At 64.1% G+C, this 21,981-nt stretch carries 12 protein-coding genes and 3 pseudogenes; 10 read left to right on the top strand and 5 right to left on the bottom strand.

The window, feature by feature from the left end; all coding sequences use genetic code 11:
- Positions 1 to 218 precede the first annotated feature (218 nt).
- From G7B69_RS17125 to G7B69_RS16980, 6 genes and pseudogenes are all read left to right on the top strand, one after another.
- Positions 219 to 524: pseudogene (locus G7B69_RS17125) on the top strand (MFS transporter); the annotation flags it as partial.
- A gap of 34 nt (positions 525 to 558) precedes the next feature.
- On the top strand, positions 559 to 939 hold the full coding sequence (locus G7B69_RS17120) for an MFS transporter (RefSeq protein ID WP_423717964.1): 381 nt from the start codon (positions 559 to 561) through the stop codon (positions 937 to 939).
- 41 nt (positions 940 to 980) lie between these two features.
- On the top strand, positions 981 to 1,166 hold the full coding sequence (locus G7B69_RS17115) for a hypothetical protein (protein ID WP_423717963.1): 186 nt from the start codon (positions 981 to 983) through the stop codon (positions 1,164 to 1,166).
- An 85-nt stretch (positions 1,167 to 1,251) separates the two neighbouring features.
- Positions 1,252 to 1,512, top strand: a complete 261-nt coding sequence (locus G7B69_RS16410; RefSeq protein ID WP_166181220.1) for an aromatic acid/H+ symport family MFS transporter — start codon at positions 1,252 to 1,254, stop codon at positions 1,510 to 1,512.
- A 334-nt stretch (positions 1,513 to 1,846) separates the two neighbouring features.
- A complete protein-coding gene (locus G7B69_RS16405; RefSeq protein WP_166181218.1) occupies positions 1,847 to 2,785 on the top strand; it encodes a GGDEF domain-containing protein in 939 nt (312 codons plus the stop codon).
- Positions 2,786 to 3,338: 553 nt separating this feature from the next.
- A complete protein-coding gene (locus G7B69_RS16980; protein ID WP_279323181.1) occupies positions 3,339 to 3,464 on the top strand; it encodes a hypothetical protein in 126 nt (41 codons plus the stop codon).
- Positions 3,465 to 3,685: 221 nt separating this feature from the next.
- Here G7B69_RS16980 and G7B69_RS16400 read toward each other — a convergent pair whose 3' ends face one another.
- Complete coding sequence (locus G7B69_RS16400; RefSeq protein ID WP_166181216.1) at positions 3,686 to 3,892, bottom strand: YhjD/YihY/BrkB family envelope integrity protein; 207 nt, start codon at positions 3,890 to 3,892, stop codon at positions 3,686 to 3,688.
- Here G7B69_RS16400 and G7B69_RS16395 point away from each other — a divergent pair.
- Positions 3,885 to 4,217 (top strand): hypothetical protein, encoded by a 333-nt coding sequence (locus G7B69_RS16395; RefSeq protein ID WP_166181207.1) that lies wholly within the window; start codon positions 3,885 to 3,887, stop codon positions 4,215 to 4,217. The genes G7B69_RS16400 and G7B69_RS16395 overlap by 8 nt on opposite strands.
- Here G7B69_RS16395 and G7B69_RS17110 read toward each other — a convergent pair.
- Positions 4,107 to 4,583, bottom strand: a pseudogene (locus G7B69_RS17110) (YihY/virulence factor BrkB family protein); the annotation flags it as partial. The gene G7B69_RS16395 and the pseudogene G7B69_RS17110 sit on opposite strands and share 111 nt — an antisense overlap.
- Before the next feature lie 648 nt (positions 4,584 to 5,231).
- Positions 5,232 to 8,942 carry an EAL domain-containing protein gene (locus tag G7B69_RS16390; RefSeq protein ID WP_166181214.1) on the bottom strand — a complete coding sequence of 1,237 codons (3,711 nt, stop codon included), beginning with the start codon at positions 8,940 to 8,942 and terminating at the stop codon, positions 5,232 to 5,234.
- Between the two features lie 624 nt (positions 8,943 to 9,566).
- On the opposite strand from G7B69_RS16390, the gene G7B69_RS16385 reads away from it, so the two are divergent.
- A complete protein-coding gene (locus G7B69_RS16385) occupies positions 9,567 to 10,229 on the top strand; it encodes a choice-of-anchor C family PEP-CTERM protein (RefSeq protein ID WP_166181226.1) in 663 nt (220 codons plus the stop codon).
- 454 nt (positions 10,230 to 10,683) lie between these two features.
- Positions 10,684 to 11,304, top strand: a complete 621-nt coding sequence (locus tag G7B69_RS16380) for a PEPxxWA-CTERM sorting domain-containing protein (RefSeq protein WP_243415234.1) — start codon at positions 10,684 to 10,686, stop codon at positions 11,302 to 11,304.
- A gap of 573 nt (positions 11,305 to 11,877) precedes the next feature.
- Here the strand turns inward: G7B69_RS16380 and G7B69_RS16375 are convergent.
- Positions 11,878 to 12,051: pseudogene (locus tag G7B69_RS16375) on the bottom strand (integrase); the annotation flags it as partial.
- A gap of 358 nt (positions 12,052 to 12,409) precedes the next feature.
- Here G7B69_RS16375 and G7B69_RS16370 point away from each other — a divergent pair.
- Positions 12,410 to 13,198 (top strand): N-acetylmuramidase domain-containing protein, encoded by a 789-nt coding sequence (locus G7B69_RS16370; protein ID WP_166181210.1) that lies wholly within the window; start codon positions 12,410 to 12,412, stop codon positions 13,196 to 13,198.
- Positions 13,199 to 13,211: 13 nt separating this feature from the next.
- On the opposite strand, the gene G7B69_RS16365 is transcribed toward G7B69_RS16370, so the two are convergent.
- A complete protein-coding gene (locus G7B69_RS16365) occupies positions 13,212 to 21,815 on the bottom strand; it encodes an MFS transporter (protein ID WP_207786054.1) in 8,604 nt (2,867 codons plus the stop codon).
- Positions 21,816 to 21,981 lie beyond the last annotated feature (166 nt).

The raw sequence follows: 21,981 nt of genomic DNA, 5'->3' as shown, positions 1-21,981 counted from the left end.
GCGGTGGCGGCCAACCGCGGTGTGCAGCCGAGGGAGGTGGATGTGGACGAGGTCCGTGCGATCCTGCGCTCGCAGGGGGCGCACTTGAGCGACGATGCCGCGGTGGCAAAGGCGCGCGGCGAGGCGGTACTGGTTAGTTGAGCCAGCCAGATACGCTCGATGTCACGCAGTTTCTGCAGGGACTGCGCTGCTCGCGCTATCATCTGCGCATCCTGATCGTGTGCAGTCTCGTCACCTTATTCGACGGGCAGGACTTCGCCGCGCTCGCCTACGCTTTGCCCTATATCCGCGACGACATGCACATCTCCGACGAGATGACCGGCTACGTCAGCTCCGCAGCTTTTCTCGGCCAGATGATCGGCTCGCTGCTCGGTTCGCACGTCGGCGATGTCTTGGGTCGAAGGCCTGTGATCGTCGTTTGCACGATCGGCAGCGCGATCCTGACTTTCGCGGTCGGTTTCGCTGCTTCACCAGAACAGCTAATCGCCCTGCGCTTTGTCAGTGGCCTCGCAATCGGTGGCTTGCTTGCCCCCTGTCTGGGCGCTCAGCGTCGAAAGCATGCCTCGCGCGATTCGGGCGACGAGCGTCACGATAATCATGATGGGATCTTCTTGCGGCACCGCCTCGGCGGGCCCCATTGCCAACTGGACGGCACCGGCTTTGGGATGGGAGGGAATCTTCTGGGTCTGCGGCATCATGACTGGCGCGTTCGCACTGATTCTGTTCTTCATGCTGCCTGAAAGCGCGCGATGGCGGTGGCCACCGGTAAACCACCGGCACGCATCGCACCGATGCTCGCGCCCTTCAGCCCGAGCTTCGCGGTCAATGAGTACACAAGGTTCATTCTGGGGGATGAGCCCCAAGGGGGCGCGAGTGCGAATCCGCTGCATAAGCTGCGCGAGTTGTTCGCCGGCCCACTGGCCTTCGTCACGCCGCTGATCTGGGCCGCCTATTTCTGCTCCAGTTTCGCAATCTACTTGATGAACGCCTACGCCGTGATCTTCATGGAGAATCTGGGCATTGCGCGGCAGAACGCAGCGTGGCTCGGCTCGGCCGGCGCCATCTTGGGTGCCCTGGGCGGCATCCTATTGCTAGCGATCACCGAACGGCCGGGCCGGGTTGGATTGCCGTTGCCCCGCTCATGGGCGTGCCGTTGGTCCTTCTAATCGGAACGGGTCTCGTCGCCGCAACGCCGGCCTTCGTCCCCGTGCTGCTCCTCGTCGCCGTGATGGTAGGAACCGGCACGCCGCAGTGAACTCGATCACGAGCATCTACTACCCCAGCGCGGTGCGCGCGACAGGCGGCGGCTGGGCTAGATTCGTTGCCAAGTTCGCCGCCGTGGGTGCGCCGATCTTCGGGGCGCGGTTCCTCGCCGGGCGCGCCGGAGCAATGGCCGGTTACTCTTTCACCGCCCTCTTTCTTTGCGGAATCGCCCTCTGCGTGCTCGCGCTGGCGTATTTTGTTCAATGCTTGCGGCCTGCCGCGAAAGGGACCGTTGCCCGTATCGAATGAGCACGTACAGCCGATGCGTTACAATCCGGATGCGCTTGACCACGAGGGACGGCGGTTCAACTCATTGAGCCGAAACGGAGCTGGCATGCTGCGAGTAATCAATTGACTTTCGACGACTGCATTGCCGCCTCCTCGCGACAAACCAGCCGTTCTGCAGCGGGCCATTAGCGGTCGAGCGGACGGCGGGTGGCTTGAAGAGGCGCCGCCCATCAGGCCCTCCCGGTCAATTGGCATCTTTGCCCATACAGCAATAACTTTAGATTCACTCCGAAATGAGAAAGCTGGGCCTGACCCATTGAGGGGTCCTACGACGTTGCACGCGAGATCGGGGTCGATGAACCAACTTGTCAGAAGGGCAGCGTTCGAGGTCGACTCCGCCCTTCGCGACGATGAGGTCCCCAATTCCCTCGAACTTTACGATCAGGCCGCATCGCTGGTGTCCGCGGGTGCGTGGTCGTGCGACTTATCTAGCGAGCGACTTGCCTGGACGAGTGGGGTGTTCGACCTGTTTGGCCTGGCGAATGATCAGACCCCGGAGCGCCATGACATCGTCGAAATGTATGGCGAAGAATCACGCGAACTGCTCGAGCGAAGGCGATCGCATGCCATCGAGACGTGTTCCGGCTTCTCGCTCGACGCTAACATCGTTCGTGCCGACGGGATTGAGCGCTGGATAAGGATTACTGCGGCGACGCGGAGTTCCAATGGGCGGGCCGAGAGGCTCTACGGCATGAAGCAAGACGTGACTGATGATCATGCCCGATGGGAGGCACTACGAGCGCAGGCAGAATGCGACCCGCTGACCGGCGTAGCCAATCGTGCGTCTTTTCAACGCTTCCTCGAGAGGCGGGATGATGAGCCTGTACTCGATTGCGTCGGCGCACTCGTTTTGTTCGACATGGATGGCTTCAAACAGGTCAACGACTGGTGGGGCCACGCTGCGGGCGACGCGTGCCTCTCCGCCTTTGGAAAACGTCTTAGCAAGACTTTTCCGCACGCTCGCCTGGTCTCCCGCATCGGGGGCGACGAGTTCGCTGTTCTGCTCCCGCAGGTCAGTTCCCGTTGCGAAACCGAGGCAGCAGTGCGTTCCATGATCGGCAACCTTCAATCGCCAGTACCATGGAATGGCGACATGCTGCCGATCGGCGTGTCGGTCGGTCTTGCTTTCGCCTCCGAGGAACCTGAGCTGGATCCGCAGGAGTTGTTCGTTGCCGCCGATCGGGCTCTCTACAACGCAAAGGAGAGCACCTCCTCCGTCCTCGTTTGCGCCTAGTTGGCGTTTGAGATCCGTCCGCTTCTCGGCAATTCGCGCCCGATGGCGGACGGTCGTCTGTCGGCCAATTTGGGCCGCTCCCATGACACTTAAGCTCCAATGTCGGAAGACGAACTACACCATACCGAGCAGGGAAGCGGCTAGCGCATACATTCCGCCAATAAAGACGATCGAAAGAGCAATCGCACGCCCAAGGCCGCCGCTCCCTTGTGTGTTGAGGTCCGTTTCCGCTCGCATAGCCCAGCCCTTCCGTGACAAGCGGAATGTCGCCTGCAAAAGTTAGGAAAGCGTAGCCGGGCCACCAGTTATATGAACATTTGCACGTTAGAAGGCGCGGGGAACCATACTCCGGTCCCGACCTGTCTCTGGCTCGACGCACTTACCCTCCCAGCAGCGCAAATACCGTCCTGATCGCATAGTACAAGAATGGCACCAGTAGCAGCGCCATCAGCAGGAAGAACTCCATCTCTGCCTTGTCGGGGCGGCGCATGCGTGGATAATTGACTCTACTGAGCCCCGCGGCAAGCCTCGACGAAGGTGCAACCTCTACCGCATGACCAAGGCAACCGCCGAAGTCGCCAACCTGTTCAACGCCAAACTCGGCAGCGTCGGCAACGGTGTTGTCAGAGCAACTGCACCAGTCGGTGAAGTGCGAGTTTTTCGCACCTTGGCGGTGTGATGGACCTGAAATTTTGGCCAACGCCGTCCTTCGTGGAACTTTGCCGGCGACGAGATCAAGACTGACCGCTACTCCTCTGCGGCGTAGAGATTAAGGTGCAGTTGATGTGACAGTGCCCGCCTGGGTGGTCGTCCCGTTGATCGAGACCGCCAATGGCCCCGGGCAAATCGGGCCCTGGGCGCGGGCCGGATTTCGCGTGACGGCTCACGCGGCGGGGAACGTCAGGCAGACGACCGCTTTTGCGCGTCGGTGCGCTCAAGGACGCGGTTCAACTTGCCGCCCAGCAGAATGATGTAGACCGAGACATAGAGCCACGTGTGGAAGATGACGACCGCTCCCAAGGCGCCGTAAACGGCATTGTATTGGCCGAAATTCCGGACGTAGAACGAACATGCGGCGGTCGCGGCGATCCATCCCGCGGTGGCCAAGGCCGAACGGCTTCAACCAGGTCTCAAGGCACGGCGGGCGAAACGAAAGATCGCCGCGATGCCGAGGCGCACGATCAAGACCGTCGCCAGCCAGAAACCGATCTGCAGGACGGCTTGGAAGCCCGGGGGCCAGGTCGGGCAACAGGATGCGAAGCAGATTGAAAGCCGAAATCGCGATGCCCGCGAGGAGAAAGATTCCCACCAAGATAGCGGCAACTGCGAGTGTGATTGCGGTTTGCCGAAAGAAGAAGCGGGTTTCCTCAGCCCAGAACACGACGTTCAAGGCCGCGACCGTTGCCTCTGCGCCTTTCGTCAAGCCGTATAGAGCCAGGCCGAACGAAAGAAAAAGCCCCAACCCCACTTGTGACTTTGTCGTGCCCACCATGTCCCTGAGTTGCGCGCCGACGACCCTGGCAGCCTCATCTGGCAACAAGTTGGCTACGACAGAGATATGGCGGGCTACCTGGACCGGCCTCGCGAAGAACCCGTAGCTAAAGACCAAAGCGGCGATCGTCGGGACGAATGCCAGAAAGCCGTAGAAAGCGACGCCAGAGGCGATCAAGCCTAGATTGTCCTCGCCGGCCGCGGCCCACACGGCCTTCACGATAGTCAACCAGCGTGGGCCCGAACCCTCCCGAATATCCGCCGGCTGGGGGCCGCGACTTCGGTTCTGTCCTTCAGGGGCGCTCATGCGCCTTCCCCCGCGATCGTTGCGGATCCTGATGACCCTATCGCGCCGTGGCAAGCTTGGCCAGTTCTGTGAGGGTGTCCTGCCAAGCGATCTGCAAGACGCTGTCGTCATTCCGAGGGGTCTACAGCCTTGGATATGTTGGTGGCTCTTGGTGCGCTCCGGCCTGCTCGGTAGCGGGCCGTTGGTCATTGCCGCTGGCATCGTGGCGGCTGTTGCGTAGCGCCATCTTCTGGGCGTCGCTGTCCAAGCCTTCGTTTATGTCGTCTGGTTCCGGATACTCTTAGACGCGGTATTCGGCGCGAGCTTGGATTTGGGCGTGATTTCAAGCCGTGGGCAACGTTCGCCTTCCACCAGCTCCCGCCGTTCCGCGCTGGGCAGGTGTCACGATAGCTCCCGGTCAGCTAATCACGATCGATTGCCCAAGAGCTGACCGTCTGCTCCCAGCCCATGCCAATGACGTCCCAAGCGTCCTAATGTCCGCCTAGGGTGGAAAGCGGACTTTCGACCGTAGCGGAGCGCATTGACCTCGTTAGGCGCAAGGTCGTTCGAATGGGCCGGTGTGCCTCTGGGCACGGGAGTTTGGGTGGCGGGACGGTGAAACCCATGGGCGCTGCTGCCGTCGTGCGCACGCCCAGGCGTCGTGTCCGGTCAGCCTTTGCCGGCAACTAGGCGCAGTCCGCCGGCCGTCGCACTACGACCTCGCGTAGTGACGGTGTTTTGGAGACGCCCCACGAGGCTTGGCACGCGGCTTGAGTTGACCGCCTTCGAAAACAGGAAACCTTGACCGAGATCGCATCCCAGACGCACGAGCCGCTCGGCTTGTGCATCGGTTTCGATTCCTTCGGCAACGACGTCGATGTCCAGACTCTTTCCGAGGTTGATGACCGCGCGCACGATCGCCTCGTCACTCGGATCGACCTCCATGTCGCGCACGAAACTGCGATCGATCTTGATGATGTCGACGGGGAACTGCTTGAGATGCCGCAGCGAGGCATAGCCCGTGCCGAAGTCGTCGAGCGCAATCTTGACGCCTTGCGCATTGAGGAGCGCTAGCGCGCGGTGGACGGATTCAGCGCCGCGGCCCAAGAACACCGTTTCGGTAACCTCGATCTGGAAGCAATGAGTCGGGATTTGCGCGCTGCGAAGCCGGTCTAGCACGCGTTCGGCGAAATTGTCGCGGCGGAACTCGGCAGCCGAGGCATTGACCGCCACGTGCTTGAAGTCGACCGCTCGATCCAGCCAGCGCCGCATGTCGGCGATCACGCGATCGATCATCCTGTCGCTGATGGCGGCGGCGACCTCCAAGTCGTCGAAGGCTGCTTCAAGCGCGGCCGGCTGACCTATCCGCCCGTTCGGCGTGCGCCAGCGCAGCAGCGCCTCGAAACCATCGAAAGCACCGCTCTGCAAGTTCAGCTTGGGCTGATAGTAAGGGATAACCCTGTCGTCGTTGATCGCGTTGCGAGCAAGCTGGACCATTGAGACGTCACGCTGCATTGCTTCGCGCATCTGCGGTTCGAACATCGTAACCGTCCCGCGCCCGGCCGCCTTTGCCGCGTACAGAGCCACGTCGGCGTTCTTGAGCATCTCACGCGAGGTTGTGCCATGAGCAGGATAGATGCTCGCACCCATGCTGGCCCTGCAGTCGAGCATCCGTCCGCCGGTCACGAATGGTTCGCGCATCCGCTGCTCGATGGACCGGGCCATCTGCCGCAGATCGTCAACGCAGCGCAAGTTGGGTACGACGACGGCGAATTCATCGCCGCCAAGCCGGGCGACAGTGTCGCGGCTCCGCACAACGGACCTCAAGCGCTCGCCAAACATCTTGAGCAAGGCGTCTCCGACGTCATGCCCTAGCGAGTCGTTGATCTGCTTGAAGTGATCAAGGTCAAGCAGGACCACACCGACGTTCCTGGAACTCGCTTTGGCACGCCTGATCGCCAGATCGAGATCGTGCTGAAACAACGCGCGGTTGGCAAGGCGCGTCAGAGGATCGTGATTGGCGCTCCAGCGGATTCGGTCCTCGGCCGTCTTCTCTTCGGTGACATCGCGCACGGTCATGATGATCCGGCGCGACTGGCTGTCCGTCTTGTGCTTGCGCCAGGCGTTCAAAGTGACCCAACGTTCGCGGCCATCCGCGGGCCGGATAATTCGATATGTTGCCTCGAGGCGGTCGATCTTCCCAGAGCCGAGTTCGTCCGTCACAGCCAGAAACTGCGCTCGATCCGCTGGATGAAGGCAGCGCTTGGCAGTCTCTGCAAGATTCAGCGCCTCCCCGCTAACGCCGAAAATCTCATGCAGGCGGTCGGACCACTCTCGGCGGTCGTGCTCCTCGTCATAATCCCAAACGCCGAACCCGGCCGCTTCGGCCGCCAGGCGGAAGCGTTCCTCGCTCTCGCGCAGCGCCTCTTCGGCGCGTTTGCGATCGGTGATGTCCAAGTGGGCGCCTATGCAGCGGACAGGATTTCCGACCTCATCATGCTGGACGCCACAATGCGCCGAGAGCCAGCGCACTTCGCCGTTGTCCTGCCGCACTATCCGGAACTCGAGATTGAACCATTCCTGCTCGAGCAACGAACGTTCCACGTCCCGTTGCAGGCGCTCGCGATCGTCCGGGTGAACGGATTGAACCCACTCCTCGAAAGTAATCTCGCTGCTGCGCGGGGCCAGGCCGACCTGCTCGAAAAAGCGATCGGAATACGAGCTTATGCCATTCGCCGTCGTCTCGAATTCGGCCAGGCCAGTTGCATCCTGGACCAACCGCAGGCGCTCCTCGCTGGCCCGCAAGGCTTCCTCCGCGCGCTTGCGTTCGGTTATGTCTAGGTGTGCGCCAATGGTGCGGACCACGGCGCCATCCTCAGCATACTCCGTCCTGGCGTTGGAGGAGAGCCAGCGCATCTCGCCGGTGTCAGCGCGAACGATGCGGAACTCACCACTGAAGGAGCCGCTTCGCTGGGCAATCCCTTCCTCTAGTTTGTCTACTAACCGGCCGATGTCAGCGGGGTGCACCTGCGAGGCCCAAGCTTTCCCGTCGACCGGTCCCTCGGCCACGGGAATACCCAGTTGCTCGTAGAAGCGCTCAGACGCGACCATCTTGTTGTCGGCACCAGTTTCAAATTCCGCCAGTCCTGTGGCATCCTGGACGAGGCGAAGCCGTTGTTCGCTTCGCCGTAAGGTGTCCTCGGCCTGCCTGCGCTCGCTGATGTCGCGCGAGATGCACATGTGCGCCTTCGACCCATCGGGCAGTACGAAAGGGACAGAATGTGCCTCGACGTGGTGCCGGGCACCACGCATGCCCACAATTTCGTAGGTCCACACGACCGTTTCGCCGGCAATGACACGGCTGTGCACGTCGATACATTGGCTGAGGTATTCGCTCGCGACCGGCACATGACCGGACGTTTCAAACGTCGCGAGGTCCGGCGCCTCCAGCAGGTTGAGACCTGTCGGATTGATGTAGGTTATTCGGGCCGCCTCATCGAAGATCTTCACGCAATCAGGCATCGCCTCGAGTATGGCGCTTAGCCGCGCTTCACTTTCACGCAGCGCTTCCTCAGCCCGCTTGCGATCGGTGATGTCAAAGTGAGCGCCGATGCAACGACGCACCATGCCTCGCTCATCGCACTCCAGTTTTAGTGTGCTGGAGATCCACCGCACCTCGTCAGTGTCTGCGCGATTGATGCGGAATTCGCATTGCGCAGAATCGCTTTCTCCCAAGTTCCGTTCGACGGCGCGAAGGCGCTCCTGGTCTTGCGGATGGACGAGGTGAATCCAATCCACGAATTTCATCGCGGTCGGAGAATCGTCGGGCAAGCCCAGTTGCCGGAGGAAACTAGGCGAGCAATGGGCGACGCCATCCGCGCCCGCCTCGAAGTGGGCGAGACCTGTTGCGTCCTGCACCAGGCGAAGTCGCTCTTCGCTGCTGCGGAGCGCATCCTCCGCCGCCCTACGCTCGGTGATGTCCCGGGCAATGCACATGTTACCTTGCGAGCCGTCTGGAAAGCAGATCGGTACGGAATGGGCTTCAATATTGCGACGACGGCCGGCCATGCCGGTAATCTCATAGGTTGAGATTACGCTTTCCCCGGCAAGGACCTTTTGATGTACTTCCAGCCATTCAACCAGGTCTTGGGGTGACAACGCAAGATAGTCAGAGCCAACGAGGGCATTCATGTCGGACGCCTGGAGCAACTCGAGTCCGCGGGAGTTGACGTACTTCAGTCGCGCCGCTTCGTCGAAGATCGTCACACAGTCTGGTAAACTGTCGAAGATCGCTCGCAAACGAGCTTCGCCTTCGCTCAGAGGTTCCTCAAGCGGCGCGAGCGTCTTCGTCCACTCGGAATTGCTCCTTTGCGCTGTCATGGCCGTCGTCCCCCGCATTACCCCACGTCGGGTTTGCGCCGCTTGGCGCTGACGGCTGCTAAAGAGGGGTTAGGGGTATACACCTAATCGCTAGTGGCGGGGTCGCCTTCCCCCGCAACCTGATGGCCAAGCGGCCGTGGCTTACTGCTGACCGCACCGAAGAGCGCGCGCAAGGCTCTGTCAGAGAAAATACAGCTGCTAGTAGTTGTCTAGTGGTGGATGTTCCCTTCGAGCGAGCCTCAGAGACTGTTCCAATACGCCAAGTCCTTACCGGAAATTGGCTACATCGAGAGCTCCCCGCCGAAATGGCTACGACAGGATGGCCGAGAACGACTGCTTTCGGTCGTTTGCGGCTGGTCGGCTTGGGGCGGAAAACGGACATCGCCCCGCAGGATGCTGCGGACGGCGAAGAAGCCAATGTCGAGTTCGAGGATCGAAGCCTTATTCAGTCGACGAAATGCACCAAGAAGAGTTCGACGTCTCTATCGTAGGGGCACAGGACGGCTTTGGCGTCTCTCATTTTGGGACAAGTCAGCGCAACTTTACTCAACTTTCTGTATGTCAAACGCTGTCATGAATCGTTAAGTTTCCATTGAGGCAACGATTCGTAAGAGGCTGCAGGGTATGAAACTTCGTCTTTTAACAGTGGCAGCAGTCCCGTTCGCCGTGATTGCGGCAAGTCCCGCTGCGGCTGCGGGCTTCGTGAATGGAAGTTTCGAGACCAGCACGTGCGGAGCTCCTTCTGGAGGCTTTGCAACCGTAAACGCCGGGAATAATTGCATTACCGGCTGGACGGTAGATAGCGGCTCGGTTGATTACATCAACGGATACTGGCAGGCCCAGAGTGGATTCCGCAGCATAGATCTGGCGGGCAATAGCCCTGGAACGATCTCGCAGATCTTCGATACGGTCGCGGGCCAACTGTACTCCGTTGACTACTACTTGTCCGGGAACCCGGATGGGGGATCGGCGGCTAAGTTTGGCGTCGTCTCGGCGGTGAACGGTTCTCTTATCAGCTCGGCGACATTTCTCGGCCTTCAGGGCGCGAGCCACGCCAACATGAACTATCTGCCATGGAATTTCACATTCACCGCAACTGGGCCTACGACGAAGCTCAGCTTCGCGTCCAATCCTAGTGCTGGCAACTTCTACGGAGCAGTTTTAGATTCCGTGACGGTAAGCAGCGCGGTGCCCGAACCTGCTACCTGGGCGTTGCTGCTCGTCGGCTTCATCGGCATCGGGTCTACGATGCGGACCAAGCGAGATCACCCTACTGCATTCGCTTAAGCTGCGCCTTGCGAGATAACGGGCGCCGCCGGTCAAACCCGCGGCGCCCTTCGTTCGCGTTCCACTGATCGAATGTCGGCGATGGGTCGTGTGCGGAGCGTCCGCCAACAACCCACTGCGGTCATTTGGCAGGTCTCCATCTTTGGGAGTTTAGAATGATGTGCCCGTCGCTGACTATCCTAGGATAGTCTAAGGAAATACCGAAGGTTAGGTGCTCGACTGAGTCCAAGAATGAGACTCGCGAGTGATAACTTTGACTTCCCTAACGATAGGAATTTGTTAAGATACGCCATTCGACTCGCATCGTCGCGTCAAGCGCTTCGCCTCCTTGTCCGCGAAGGCTCAGTGAAGATTGGTCGCGATGCGGACGATAAGTTTCGCGAATCGATCTTTGGCGACGCTCAGTCGTCTAGACTATTTGAGTGGGGACATTTCCATGAGAACCTTGCACAAGATGCTCGCTGTTGCCTCTGCGGGCTACGTTTTCGCAGCTGCTGGGTCAGCGCAGGCAACCGTCACCGTAGATGGCTATTCGCTCGACACCGGATCTTTCGGTACGGGCCTGGGTGTTCATTCGACCGGCACGCAATCGGGAACGACGCTCGATGGAGTGGTCAACATCGATGGATCAGCAGTGACGTTCAGTTCGTCAGACACGCTGACGATGACCGGAAGCGGCGAAGCAACGGTTTTACCGCTTTCTGGTGCTATCTCGAACCTGGATGTGCTTTTCGAGAAGGCATGGGATAGCATCACCTTCAGTTTCGCCGGAGACGACGGGACGTTTTCGATGTTGGTCAACGGCACCTCTCTCTTCTCCGTGCCCGCATGCACCATCTGTACGATCGACAACGGACAAAACAAATTCACGTTAAGCGGTGGCGGCATTTCAAGCCTCTCGTTCGCCTTCACCCCGGGGGTGAGCACAGCCAAGCAATTCCGCGTTGAAGGCTTGACGAGTGCTGTTCCGGAACCGGCGACCTGGGCGCTGCTGCTGGTTGGCTTCGGTGCAATCGGTTCCAGTCTGCGTCGCCGCAAGGCGAATACTCAGCGCTTACGGGTTGCCTACAACTGAGACATCGTCAGCTTTTTTAGCGCCGCTGGCCGCCAGGCTGGCGGCGCTTCTTTATGTGATTTTGGCCCGCAAGTCAGATACTCGCGCGAGGGGCGGCCTCGACCCGAGATCATTCGCACCCCACTTCTGGAGCTTATTCCCTGGAGGACCCAGGAGGTGGCCATTCGTCATAGCGGCAGGCGCAACCGTCTTTCTTTGTGCACTCCGCCAAAGGTGTTGGTTCTGCCAGCTCGGTCGGGATACGACCGCCTTCGAGAAGTCGGGCCTCCTCACACGGCACGCCTCTCGTGCTGCCAGGGACGAACACAACCGTTTCAACGCCGGCCTCAGCTAATGTGTCGAGCGAGTTCGCCTGTGCTCCTTCTAAAGCCGACTCGCTGTCAGCGTTCTTGCGAAACCACCATCTCATATGCCGCTGATAGCACGGCGTGGCTTTAAGATAAGGGCAGAGCGTGCAATTCGGTCGGCTCGAAGGCCGGGCCGTTCCTCTTAGCCATCGCACCACTTTGGATGCGAGTCCGCTTTCCACCGTGAGCGGACATAGCGCCGCCCCCGGAGCGGCGGCGCTGACGTCTATACCTCGGTTGCCTCTGCGAGTTCGAGGACGTCTTCGATGTCGGTATGACCGAGCAGGATCTGTACGGCACGAAGATTGCCTGTCTGCTTGTAGATCATCGAAGCCTTCATGCGCCGCAGTGTGTGCGTGCCATACTCCTGAAGCTTGAGGCCGATCGCCGACACCCACTTCGTTCATCCTCGTCCGGCATGCTACATAACGTCGGTTGTCAGCGGCCTGGCTCCGGCGCTCGACCGGGGACCGGGCCGAACTTCTACAGGTTCTTCATCTGCCGGAATCGCGGCAGCACCTGTCCTCGTCCTCGGAAGGACCGGTGACCGGCCTCCTCCCATAGGTTCGCTGCCGAGAAGTCTGCGCTCAAGGCGATTCACGACAATTCAAACAGCGATGTACGATGAGATAAGCATCGCTTGGCCTTTGGGGCTCGCCCTTGGCACGATCAACGATTGGGGGGCTGGTTGACCCGGACCGTTTGATCTGTTGACCGCTGCTTTGGTTCCGAAAAGAGTGCGAGGACTGGAGATTGCCATGCCCGCTGAATTTTCCGGCCCGGCCACACCCCTCGACGATGCCGCGATCGCCGACGCGGCGAACAAGCTCGGTTGCGAAGTTGCCGCCGTCCGCGCCGTCGTCGACGTGGAAAGTGGAGGCGGCTTCCTGCCTGACGGCCGGCCCAAGATCCTATTCGAACGGCATTACTTCTCGCGGCTGACAAAAGGGCGCTTCGACGCGAGCCATCCCGGGATCTCCAACGGAGCATGGGGCGGCTACGGCGCGGGCGGCACGCACCAGTACGACCGGCTCGCCGAAGCGATCGGCTGTGATCGCGATGCCGCGCTACGCTCGGCCAGCTGGGGAATGTTCCAGATCATGGGCGACAATTTCCGCGCCGCGGGATTCGACGACGTGGAATCGTACGTCAAGGCCATGGTTTCCGGCGGGCCGGCGCAGCTCGCCGCTTTCGTCAGCTTCGTCAAGAAGTCCGGGCTCGCCGATGAGCTCGCGCGCCGCGACTGGGCAGGGTTCGCGCGCGGCTACAACGGCCCGGCCTATCGCGACAATCGGTACGACGAGAAACTTGCCGCCGCCTTCGCTTTCCACAGCCGGGGCGCACCGCGCACGGCGACCCCGCGTCCGACGCTGCGGATCGGCGACAGCGGACAAGCAGTGATCGATCTGCAGGGTCTGCTCGGGATCAAGCCCGATGGTGATTTCGGCCCGATGACGAAAGCCGCGGTGGTGGCGTTCCAGAAGAAGCAAGGCCTGCTCGCCGACGGCATCGTCGGCCGCGGCACCTGGGGCGCGCTCGGCGGTTGACGCCTTGCCAGATCTAACCGCCTGAAGCTCTGCGGCGCGACCGGTCGAGCTCGCGCGCGAGCGTTTCCGCATATTCCTGGTCGAGCACGAAGCCCTGCGAGCGGAGCCACTGCGCGAGCACCCGGACGTTGCCATACTCGCTGCTGACGACCGGGATGATGTTGTTGCGCCGCAGGACCTCGGCGACCTTCGAGAGATAGCTGCGGTCGCGCAAGTTTCCGCTGGCGGGCGGACGTATCGCATCGAGCTCCCGGGCGGCGTTGCGCATCTGGCGCACCGCCGCCCGCGCGCCGGTGACGTATTCGGCGATCTGCGGGTTGTCGATGTGCTCGCCGAGCCGCACCAGCGCCCGCACGCCGGCGTCGATCTCATCGGCTGAAGAACGCAGGTTTCTCGGCAGACGCAGGCCGGTCATCGCGGAGACGTTCTCGAGCTCGGTCGAGCGATAGGCCTTGTCGTCCATCACGACGACGCGGACCTGGTCGCCCGCGCGCACGTTGCTGCCCGGCGGCACCGAGAACCCGACCAGGTCGAGCCCAGGCCGGTTCGCCCCGCCGCGCATCACCGAGTCTGCCTTGAGAAGCCGCAGCCCCATGCGCGCGAAGTTCGACCATACCGACGAGGCTTCGCTGACGATCGGCAGGATGTTCGAAGTTTGCCGGTTCTCGACATAGCGAGCGAATTCGTCGGCATCGATCACCGGCGGGGCTGAACGCCTTTGCCTGAGCACGTAGTCGGCGAACCATTCCGACAGCTGCTGTGGGCTGGTGCGAGCGAGGTGCAACAACGCGTCGGGTCTCTCGCGGACCATGTCGGCAAGCAGCTGGTGCGAGATCGCGTTGGCGCGCTGTTGCCAGCGGGCGGCGGTCGTCGCGAAATCGCCGCTCTGCAGAATCCGCGCGGCGCGGAAACCGTCCGACACGGCCTCGCGGAAGGTGGCACCCGCGCGAAGACGCCGCATGGCGAAGCGCATCGCCCTGCTGCGCCACGAACCATCGCCGGTGATCATCGCGACGACGCCTTCGGTATCGACGTCGAGCAGCCGGCGCAACTCGCGGCGCTCGGCGTTAGGGGAGTTGCGGTCGGCGAAGTCCCGGGCCGCGCGCACGCCGGCGCGCTCCGCACGTGCCTGGGCGAAGGGTTCCGCCAATGAGGATGTCAGCCGACGCACGAACGGCGCTTCGGACAAGATCTGGTGGAAGCGGGTGCCGGGCGCGGCATGCAGCAGGTATTCGGCGATCCTTTGGGCTTCGGCCTGCGACCGGCCGTTGGCCCTGATCTCCGCCTGGATTGCGAAGATGTCGTCATCGCGGAAGTTGCGCATGCGCCCGGCGAAGGACTCGCTGGCGATCTCGCGCAAGATGCGGCCGGTCGTGTTCGGCGCTGCAGTCAGGAGCTCCGCAAACTGGGCCGCTTCAGAGCTTCCTCCGCGGGTGAAGGATTGGATGGCGTCGTTCACCATCCGCAAGCCTTCCGCGAGAATCCGAGCCGCCTGGCCTGGCCGTTCTGCCGATACGCCACGTGCGTCCGCATCGGATTCCATGCCGGCAAATGAGCGCTCGATCTGTCTTTCGACGTCGGGGTCTAGGGTTGCAACGCGCGCCGTCGGGCCTTCGTCCGGTTCATCGACGGCGCGGACTCTAAGCGCCGACGGTCCCTCGTCTTCCGCACGTGGTACGGCGCGCGGCAGGCCCAGCTGTTCGTTGACGATGTCGATGGCGCGCTGGTTTCGCAGGGCCTGCTGATCGCCGTGACCGAATCCCGAAGTAAAAGCGCCACCGAGTTCCCCAAGAACGGCGTGCGGGGAGGCAAGGCGCGGGTCACCCGTGACGACTGCGAGGTGCTCCAGAAATCTTTCGAAAAATGCGCCGCGTCTCCCCGAGCGATCGAGTTCGGCGAAGGTCGCCCGGGAAAAGAAATGCTCGCTGCCCAGCATGAGCGACTCGGCCATGGTCGGCGCCCTGCCCGCGTTGGCGGGGTTCTCCGCGAACACCTGGCGTCCGACCCGCAAGAGCTGATCCATGGTCATCCGCCCCTCCAGGCCTTCGGCCGTGCCGATGTTCGCCCGGACGAACGCTTCCCACTGTTCGCGATGAACACCTTGCGGTGTGACGTCGACAGTCGAGCCTGCGCGTGTTCCTTGCGGCCCAACTTCCATCCCAATGTCGCGCCCGCGCAGGATGGCCGGAAAGATTTCGCCGACCCCTCCTCCTCGTCGCTGGATATATTCCAGCGCATTGTGGAGGCCGGACGAGAAATACACGCCGCGTCCGAAATCGTCGCTGCCTCCGGTCCCTTCCGCGGGAAGCCTGAAGCCCTGTCTCCGAATATCGTCCCCACCCTGGGATGAAGTGCCATGCAGCGTCAGCAGCAGCGGCTCGTCCGGGGCCAGCGCGCCGCGGCGGACGAGGGCCTCGCGCGTGGCGTCCCGCACGGCGGCAAGAAGGCGTTCCTTGACCGGGGTGCTGAGGTGGGGATCGTTGAGGACCGAGGCCAGGCGCCGCATCGAGTCCGGACGGTCCACCAGACCCATGCGGGTGACCATGTCGTGGGCGTCGTTGGTGGTGGCGATGCGCCCGAGCAGAGGATCAAGGCCGGTCTCGTGCGGCTGACCCGCGATGCGCGCGGCCTCGAAGCTTTCCGCCAAGCCCAGCCGCCCCGCGACGAATTCGGCATCGATGCGGTTGCGGGCCGAGAGTTCGTCGCCGAGCCGCGCCGTTTCACCGCCGACGCGGCGCGCCGGATCGAGCATGGAATGCTCGACGTCGGCAGTGCGTCCGCGCACGCCGGTCTCCGCCACCGGGTAACGGATGCCGGTCCGCTCTTCGAAGAAGGCGTGATATGCGGCGATGTCACCGAACACCCGCGGCTCGCCGTGCGCGCCGGTGACCGGGTCCGGAAAACTGACCCGATAGGTGACCTGCTCGCCCTCGACCCGCACGCTGAAATCGGTGAAGCGGAGCTTGCCCTCGTCGACGAAGTAGATGCGCGACGTGCGCTCGGCGCTGCCGTCGCCGCGCATCGCCAGGAAGCGGGCTTCCGCTTCGATCACGCCGAAATCGCCGTTCTGCCCACTCGGCAGACGCCGCGCCATGTTGGTCGCCGCCTGCCCCGGACGATTGGGATGGAAGTGGGTGCGCAGCTCCCAGTGGCCGCCGCGCTGGGCGAGCACCGAGGCGGGCAGTCCGGTGACCCCCGGCCCCATGATCTCGCCATCCGGCCGGACCAGCGCGACCGAGCGCGGGCCGCCCTGGATGACGAGGTACTCGCCGGTGCCGGGATTGTAGTAGATCGCCACTTCGCGGCTGGGATCGGCGTTCACCAGCCGGCCGAAGTTGTCGTTGGCGGCGTGCAGGTTGGTCGATTCCGGGTGGATGAATATCGATCCCTCGGCGACCCTGCCCATGCGCAGCATCTCGCCCTCGGCAAGCGCGATCCGCGCCCGGACCGGCGCGCCGGGATTGTCGTTCGCTGCGGCAGGGAGCCGGCGGCCGCCGCCTTCCTCGTCGGCAGTGCGAACCGCCAGAGCCTCGTCCGTCGGGGAAGGCGGGGCGCCGGGTCTGGCTTGCGCCGGGCGTCCCGGAGCTTCCGGTCCCATGCCGTACCTGGCCATCTCGCGGTCGAAGGCCTTGCCGGCTTCCTCGGCCGCGGTGTGCCGCTCGGACTCCAGCGTGGCCGCGTGCTCTTCGGCATGGGAGGCGAACACGGCGCGCGAACCGCGCAAGGCGGCGCCCTCGCCCATCCCCTGGATGGCGTTCTGGATGAACGCGTTGCGCAGCTCCAGGTAGAATTCGTCGGCTCCGTGCTGGTGCATGCCGGTGAGATTATCAAAGCCCATCTCGGCCGCCCGCCCGGCCGTCGCCGAGGTTGCCCCGACCAGGCCGCGCACGCCGATCTCCATGAACTTGCCGCTCGACGTGCGCACCGCGGCTTCTGCGGCATGCTCGATCGCCTCCGCCCTCGAGGCGCCCCGCGCCATCGCCGAGGCGATCGCCTGGTTGACCGCGAACCGCCGCGCGAGCGCCGCCGCACCGGTATTGAGGCCGTGCGCGACCCCGGCGGTGACCGCGCCTCCGGCAAAGCCGCGGAAGAATGAGTGCATCACCTCGTCGCCGTAATCGTCGCGCCGCCGCATCGCCGGGTCCAGCGCGGTGGATGTAAGGTTGGAAAGTCCTCCGATCGTGCCTTGGGTCAGCATTTGCGTGACCATCGGGTTGCGGGCCGCGGTCACCAGCAACCGTTCGGACAGGGTGAGCGCGCGCTCGGCGGCAACCCCGGTCTGGATCAGCTTGCCCCCGGCCGCGAGACCGCGCGCGATGCCCACGTTGAGGCCGGCGGTGGCGATCTGGATCGCCGCGGCGACGACATCGCGCGTCAGGTCGTCGCGACTGTAGCGGCCGCCGCGCATCGAGGCGTTGACGCCGATGGTCAGCGCGCCGAACCCCGCCGCCACGGCCATCGCCACGAGCACCGAGGCGCCCGCGCCGAAAGTTACCACCGTCAGCACGATGGCGCCGATCACGGCGATGATGGTGGTGAGCATCGCCGCCATCCGGTCGACGGCGTTCGCGTAGTTGTCCGCCACCAGCCGGCTGCTGGCGATCAGCATTTCGAAGTCGGCGTTGTCGTGGCCGGGCGCGGGGTGGAACTGGCCGTCGGCGCCGAAGTTCATGTGGACCGTGTTGCCGTCGCGATCGACCAGGCGGATGCGGCCCTGCTCGTCGATGTCGCCTTCGCGCACGCCCATCACTTCGCGCAAGTGGCGGGCCTGCTCGGTCAGATCGTCGTATTGCTGCTTGCACGTCAGGCGGCCCAGCCAGCCCGCCTGCTCGATCTGCTGGTTGACCACCCTGAGGGCGACTTCGGCACGCTGCTTCGGGGTCTGCGGAACGCCCATCATGGCGATCTCAAGCGCGTTCGCCTCGTCGCCGGTGAACGCCGGGCCGGTCCAGGTCGAGGCGTGCCAGATCGACCAGTGGTGCTGGAACAGGCCGAGCCGCTCGTAGAGCCCCGGTCCCTCCGGGTGGCGGCGGTTCCACTCGGTGACCATGGCTTCGATCTGGTTCGAATCCATCCGCTGCAGGTACCGGGTGAGGAGCGCCGGATCCTCGCGGGCGATCGCCTGGTCGATCACCGCCTGCACGTTGCCGGCGTCGCTATCGATCACGCCCAGCGCGACGTCGAGGTCGGCCGGGCGGTTGCGGTACGCGGCTTCCATCTGGCTGCGGAACGAGGCGCGCGCGTCCTCGCCGTGGATCTCGCCGGTCGCGCCGCCTTCGATCCCGCGGCGCAGGCGTTCCATCATCACGAAAGTCTGCAGGCGGTCGGCCTCGGCCGCCTCGGTCGAGCCGTGCTCGAAATTGCCGCCCTCGCGCGCATCGGCGAGGCCGCTGTGGAGCGACTTCTCGACGTCCCTGTAGTCGGGCGGCTGGCCATCGGTCCGGCGGAATTGCGCCAGCGCCCGCGCGGCGCGGGCCTCGCGGGTCTGCGAGCCCCTGGTGACGACCATCCGGAGGTAGAGCTGCTGGTACTCGCTCAGCTGCGTGGTGGCGCTGCGATAGGTCCCGTACTCCCCGGTGCGCTCCTCTCCGAGCGTGATGCCGTACTGCGCGTACTGCTGCCGCTGGCGCTCGAGCGCGGCTTCGCGCGATTCGCCTTCCATCTGCATCGGCGCGCCGAGGCGGTAGACCTCGAGCGGCCGCGTGGCGTAGGCGAGCAGAGCCGCGCCCGGCGGATCGTCGGGGCGCGACACCGCGGCGTTCGGATTGGCCTGCGCGATCGCGTCGGCGACCCCGTCGAGGTAGCCGAAATCGCGCTGGATGTCGGCCCAGTGCGCCTCGTGGCGATGCTGGGCGACGGCCGGATCCTCAAGCTCGTAAATGTCGGCCATGTGGGGATCGCCTTCGAGCGCCCACGGCCGGTCGGTTTCGACCGCGCCGATGGCGTCCCCGAGCGCGAAGCCGCGCTCGTCGCGCTGGTTGCCATAGGCAAAGCGCTGGTTGGTCTCGTCGATCCTGGTTTTCAGGTCGCGGCTGCGCGCGCGCACCGTGTTGCCGTCCATCAGCGCCCGGAAGCGCGCCTGGTCTTCGTCCGAGAGCTGGGTCATCAGACCCTCGAGCTCGCTCCGGTATTCGGCATTGCCCATGAAGGCGGCCCGCTGGTCCTCCGTCATCGACGTCATGATCTGAAAGATCCGGTCGCGCTCGTTGGAGAAGTTGAACGCGGCACGAAACTCGTGAATCGCGGCGTCTCCGGGATTGCCGCGCAGCGCGGCGAGCGCCGCATCGGCGTTGTAATCCTCGGTGCTGGTGACCCCGTACCAGGTGCCGTAGCGGCGATTGAAATCGATGGTGTTGTAAAGATCCGGGTACTGCGCGTTATATGCCTCTTTGAGCGCGTCGGCCTGCTTTGGAGTGAGAACGCGCAGAACCCCCATCAACGCCGGGTAGTTCGTCTGGCTGAAGTCGGGCAGCGCGCCGCGCACCGTCGCGACGTCCGCGCCAACCTTTCCCGGAACCCTACTGGCAACCTGGCTCAGGAACGCATCGACGTTTGGGGCGGAGATCGGCCGCGCCTTGATGCCGTCGGCGTGTTCGCGCAAGGCGTTGGCCGAGCGGCGGTCGGTGTTCGCGGACGACACGCCGACGTCGTCCCCGGCCCCGGATGAGGAGGACGTGCTCGAGCCGCCGTCTGTCGCCGTTCCCGAACCACCGCCGCTTCCCCCGTCGGCGTCGCTCGCGGCGCCACCGGATGCCGCCCTGGCCCTGTCGCGAGCCGCGGTGCGCGCCGTGTCGCACGTGCCGCATGACGCGGGCTGCGGCGCGGGCGTTCCGCCGGCGTTACCGTCGCCGGCTGTCGATTGGCTTTGCGAAACGGGGGCCGTCGAACTCATTGTCGACGCTGCGCTCGATGACGACGAACTGGACGAGGCGTCCGGATTCCATATCGACATGTTCGGGGCGTCGGCGGGGGTGCACACCAGGCTTTCGGGCGGCTGGTCGTGACTTTGTTGCGGATTGGCCTGGGGTGTCTCGGGCGATATCGGAATGAGGCCGTCGCAAGCGTCGTTCAGCTTGTCGTGAATGAAGGCCATCTGCTTCGGCAAGGTCGCGTTCGCCTGGGCAATCGCCTGGCGCGCAGCCTGCAGCATCGAATCGCAGGAATGACCGACCTGCCCCGGCACGCCGGCCAGGTCGGCCATCGTTTCCTCGACCGAATGGCCCACCTGGTCGAAAGTCTCGCCGATGAACTTGCGTTGCTGCTCGGCGAAGCCGCTGACCATCGCCAGTTGTTCGCGGCCCCCGGCGACGACCTTGTCGAAGCGGCCCGCACGGTTCTTCTCGGCGATCGCCAGCATCCCGCCCGGATGCCGTTCCGCGGTGCTGGCGACGTTGCGCCGAAGGCGGGCAGAGGCCTGCACGGCGAGCGCCGCCGCGCGCCCGGGCGACGCCTGGGCAGCCTTTTCGACTTCGCCGTGGACCATGTTCAAGGCCGATGGCTGCGCCGCCGCGACGCCTCCAAGAGCATCGACCTGTTGCTGGCCGGCATGCTCGAGGTCGCGCCGCACGCCGGCGGTCGCTTGCGCCGACTGGGCTATCAGCATCGCGCGCGTCTGGTCGTGGCGCTCGGCGAGGCCGTTCTCGGCCTGGCGGTGCGATTCCATCACGCTGAGGATCAGCTGCTCTTCGGTCTGGTCGATCGACTTCAGCGCGCCGTCGCGCGACGAGCGGATCGCCCGGGGTCCGGCGACGCCGAGGTTCTCCGCATGGCCGCGCAGGCCCATCAGTTTGCCGTCGGCTTCGCACGGCCCGCAACTGGCGGTCGGCTCGGCGAAGTTCAGCACCGCGGTCAGCCGGTCGGCCAGCTCGGTCTTGTCGGTGGTGACGCGAGGCGGGCCGAAATGGACGGCCGCCTCGACCATCGCCTCGACCAGCGCCGGCTTGGCGGAGTTTTGCAGCCGGGCCGACGCGCGGAACGGCGCTTCAGGGTTGTCGTGCAGACCGTCGAGCGCGGTATCCGCCGCGGTCTTCGCCGTCCTGGCCGCGGCGATGGCGCCGTCCAGCTTGCCCTTGGCTTCGATCACCGGTGCCTCGAGCGTGGTGGCGGTGGCCAGGACCTGGTCCTTCAGCGCGATCATCTGGCCGATGGCCATGTTGGCCTGCTCGACCACGTAAGCGCGCAGGATGTCGGTGCGATTGGCGATGCGCTCGATCGTCGCGTCGCGCTCGTTCGCGGCGTCCAGCAAGCGCTGGGCGTGATCGTCCTCGAGCCGCGCGAGCGCTTGACCGAGCTGGCTTTCGCTGCGGTCCGTCAAGGCGAGCAGTTGCGCATCGGCTTCGCGTGCCAGGCGGGCCGCGGCCGCGAGGATCCGGTCGAACAGCGCCTCGCTCTGGCCCGCGGCGGTGGAATAGGCCTGGCGTGCCAGAGCGGGGTCGGTGTCGGAGGCGGCCGCGCCTGGCTTCGCCGGTCCGTTCTTCCCCTGCTTTTCGGGCAATTGCACGTCCAGCGAGCGCGGCGCGGTGAACGAGCGCGTCCGGACGGTGAGGAAGATCGGCTCGCGCCCGATGCGCGACGCCCCCCGCGCGGCTTGCTTCGCCGGGAGCGCCAGCTTGCGCAACGTCCGGTCCCGTTGTCGGCGAGTGTTGCCTTCGGACTCGGTTTCGCGGCGCCGGCCGGCCAGCGCCGTTGCCGAGCGCCGCCCGGCCGCGCCGGCCGTCGCCGCTTGCGGCGTGTCGGAACGTTCAGCGTGCGTGCCGCCGCCGGCGGTGGTGCCGCCGGGTGTG

The sequence above is a fragment of the Croceibacterium segetis genome, assembly GCF_011320115.1.
Lineage (GTDB): Bacteria > Pseudomonadota > Alphaproteobacteria > Sphingomonadales > Sphingomonadaceae > Croceibacterium_B > Croceibacterium_B segetis.
Note: the sequence above shows the minus strand (reverse complement) of the source record. Positions and strands in the feature narration are given on the sequence as shown.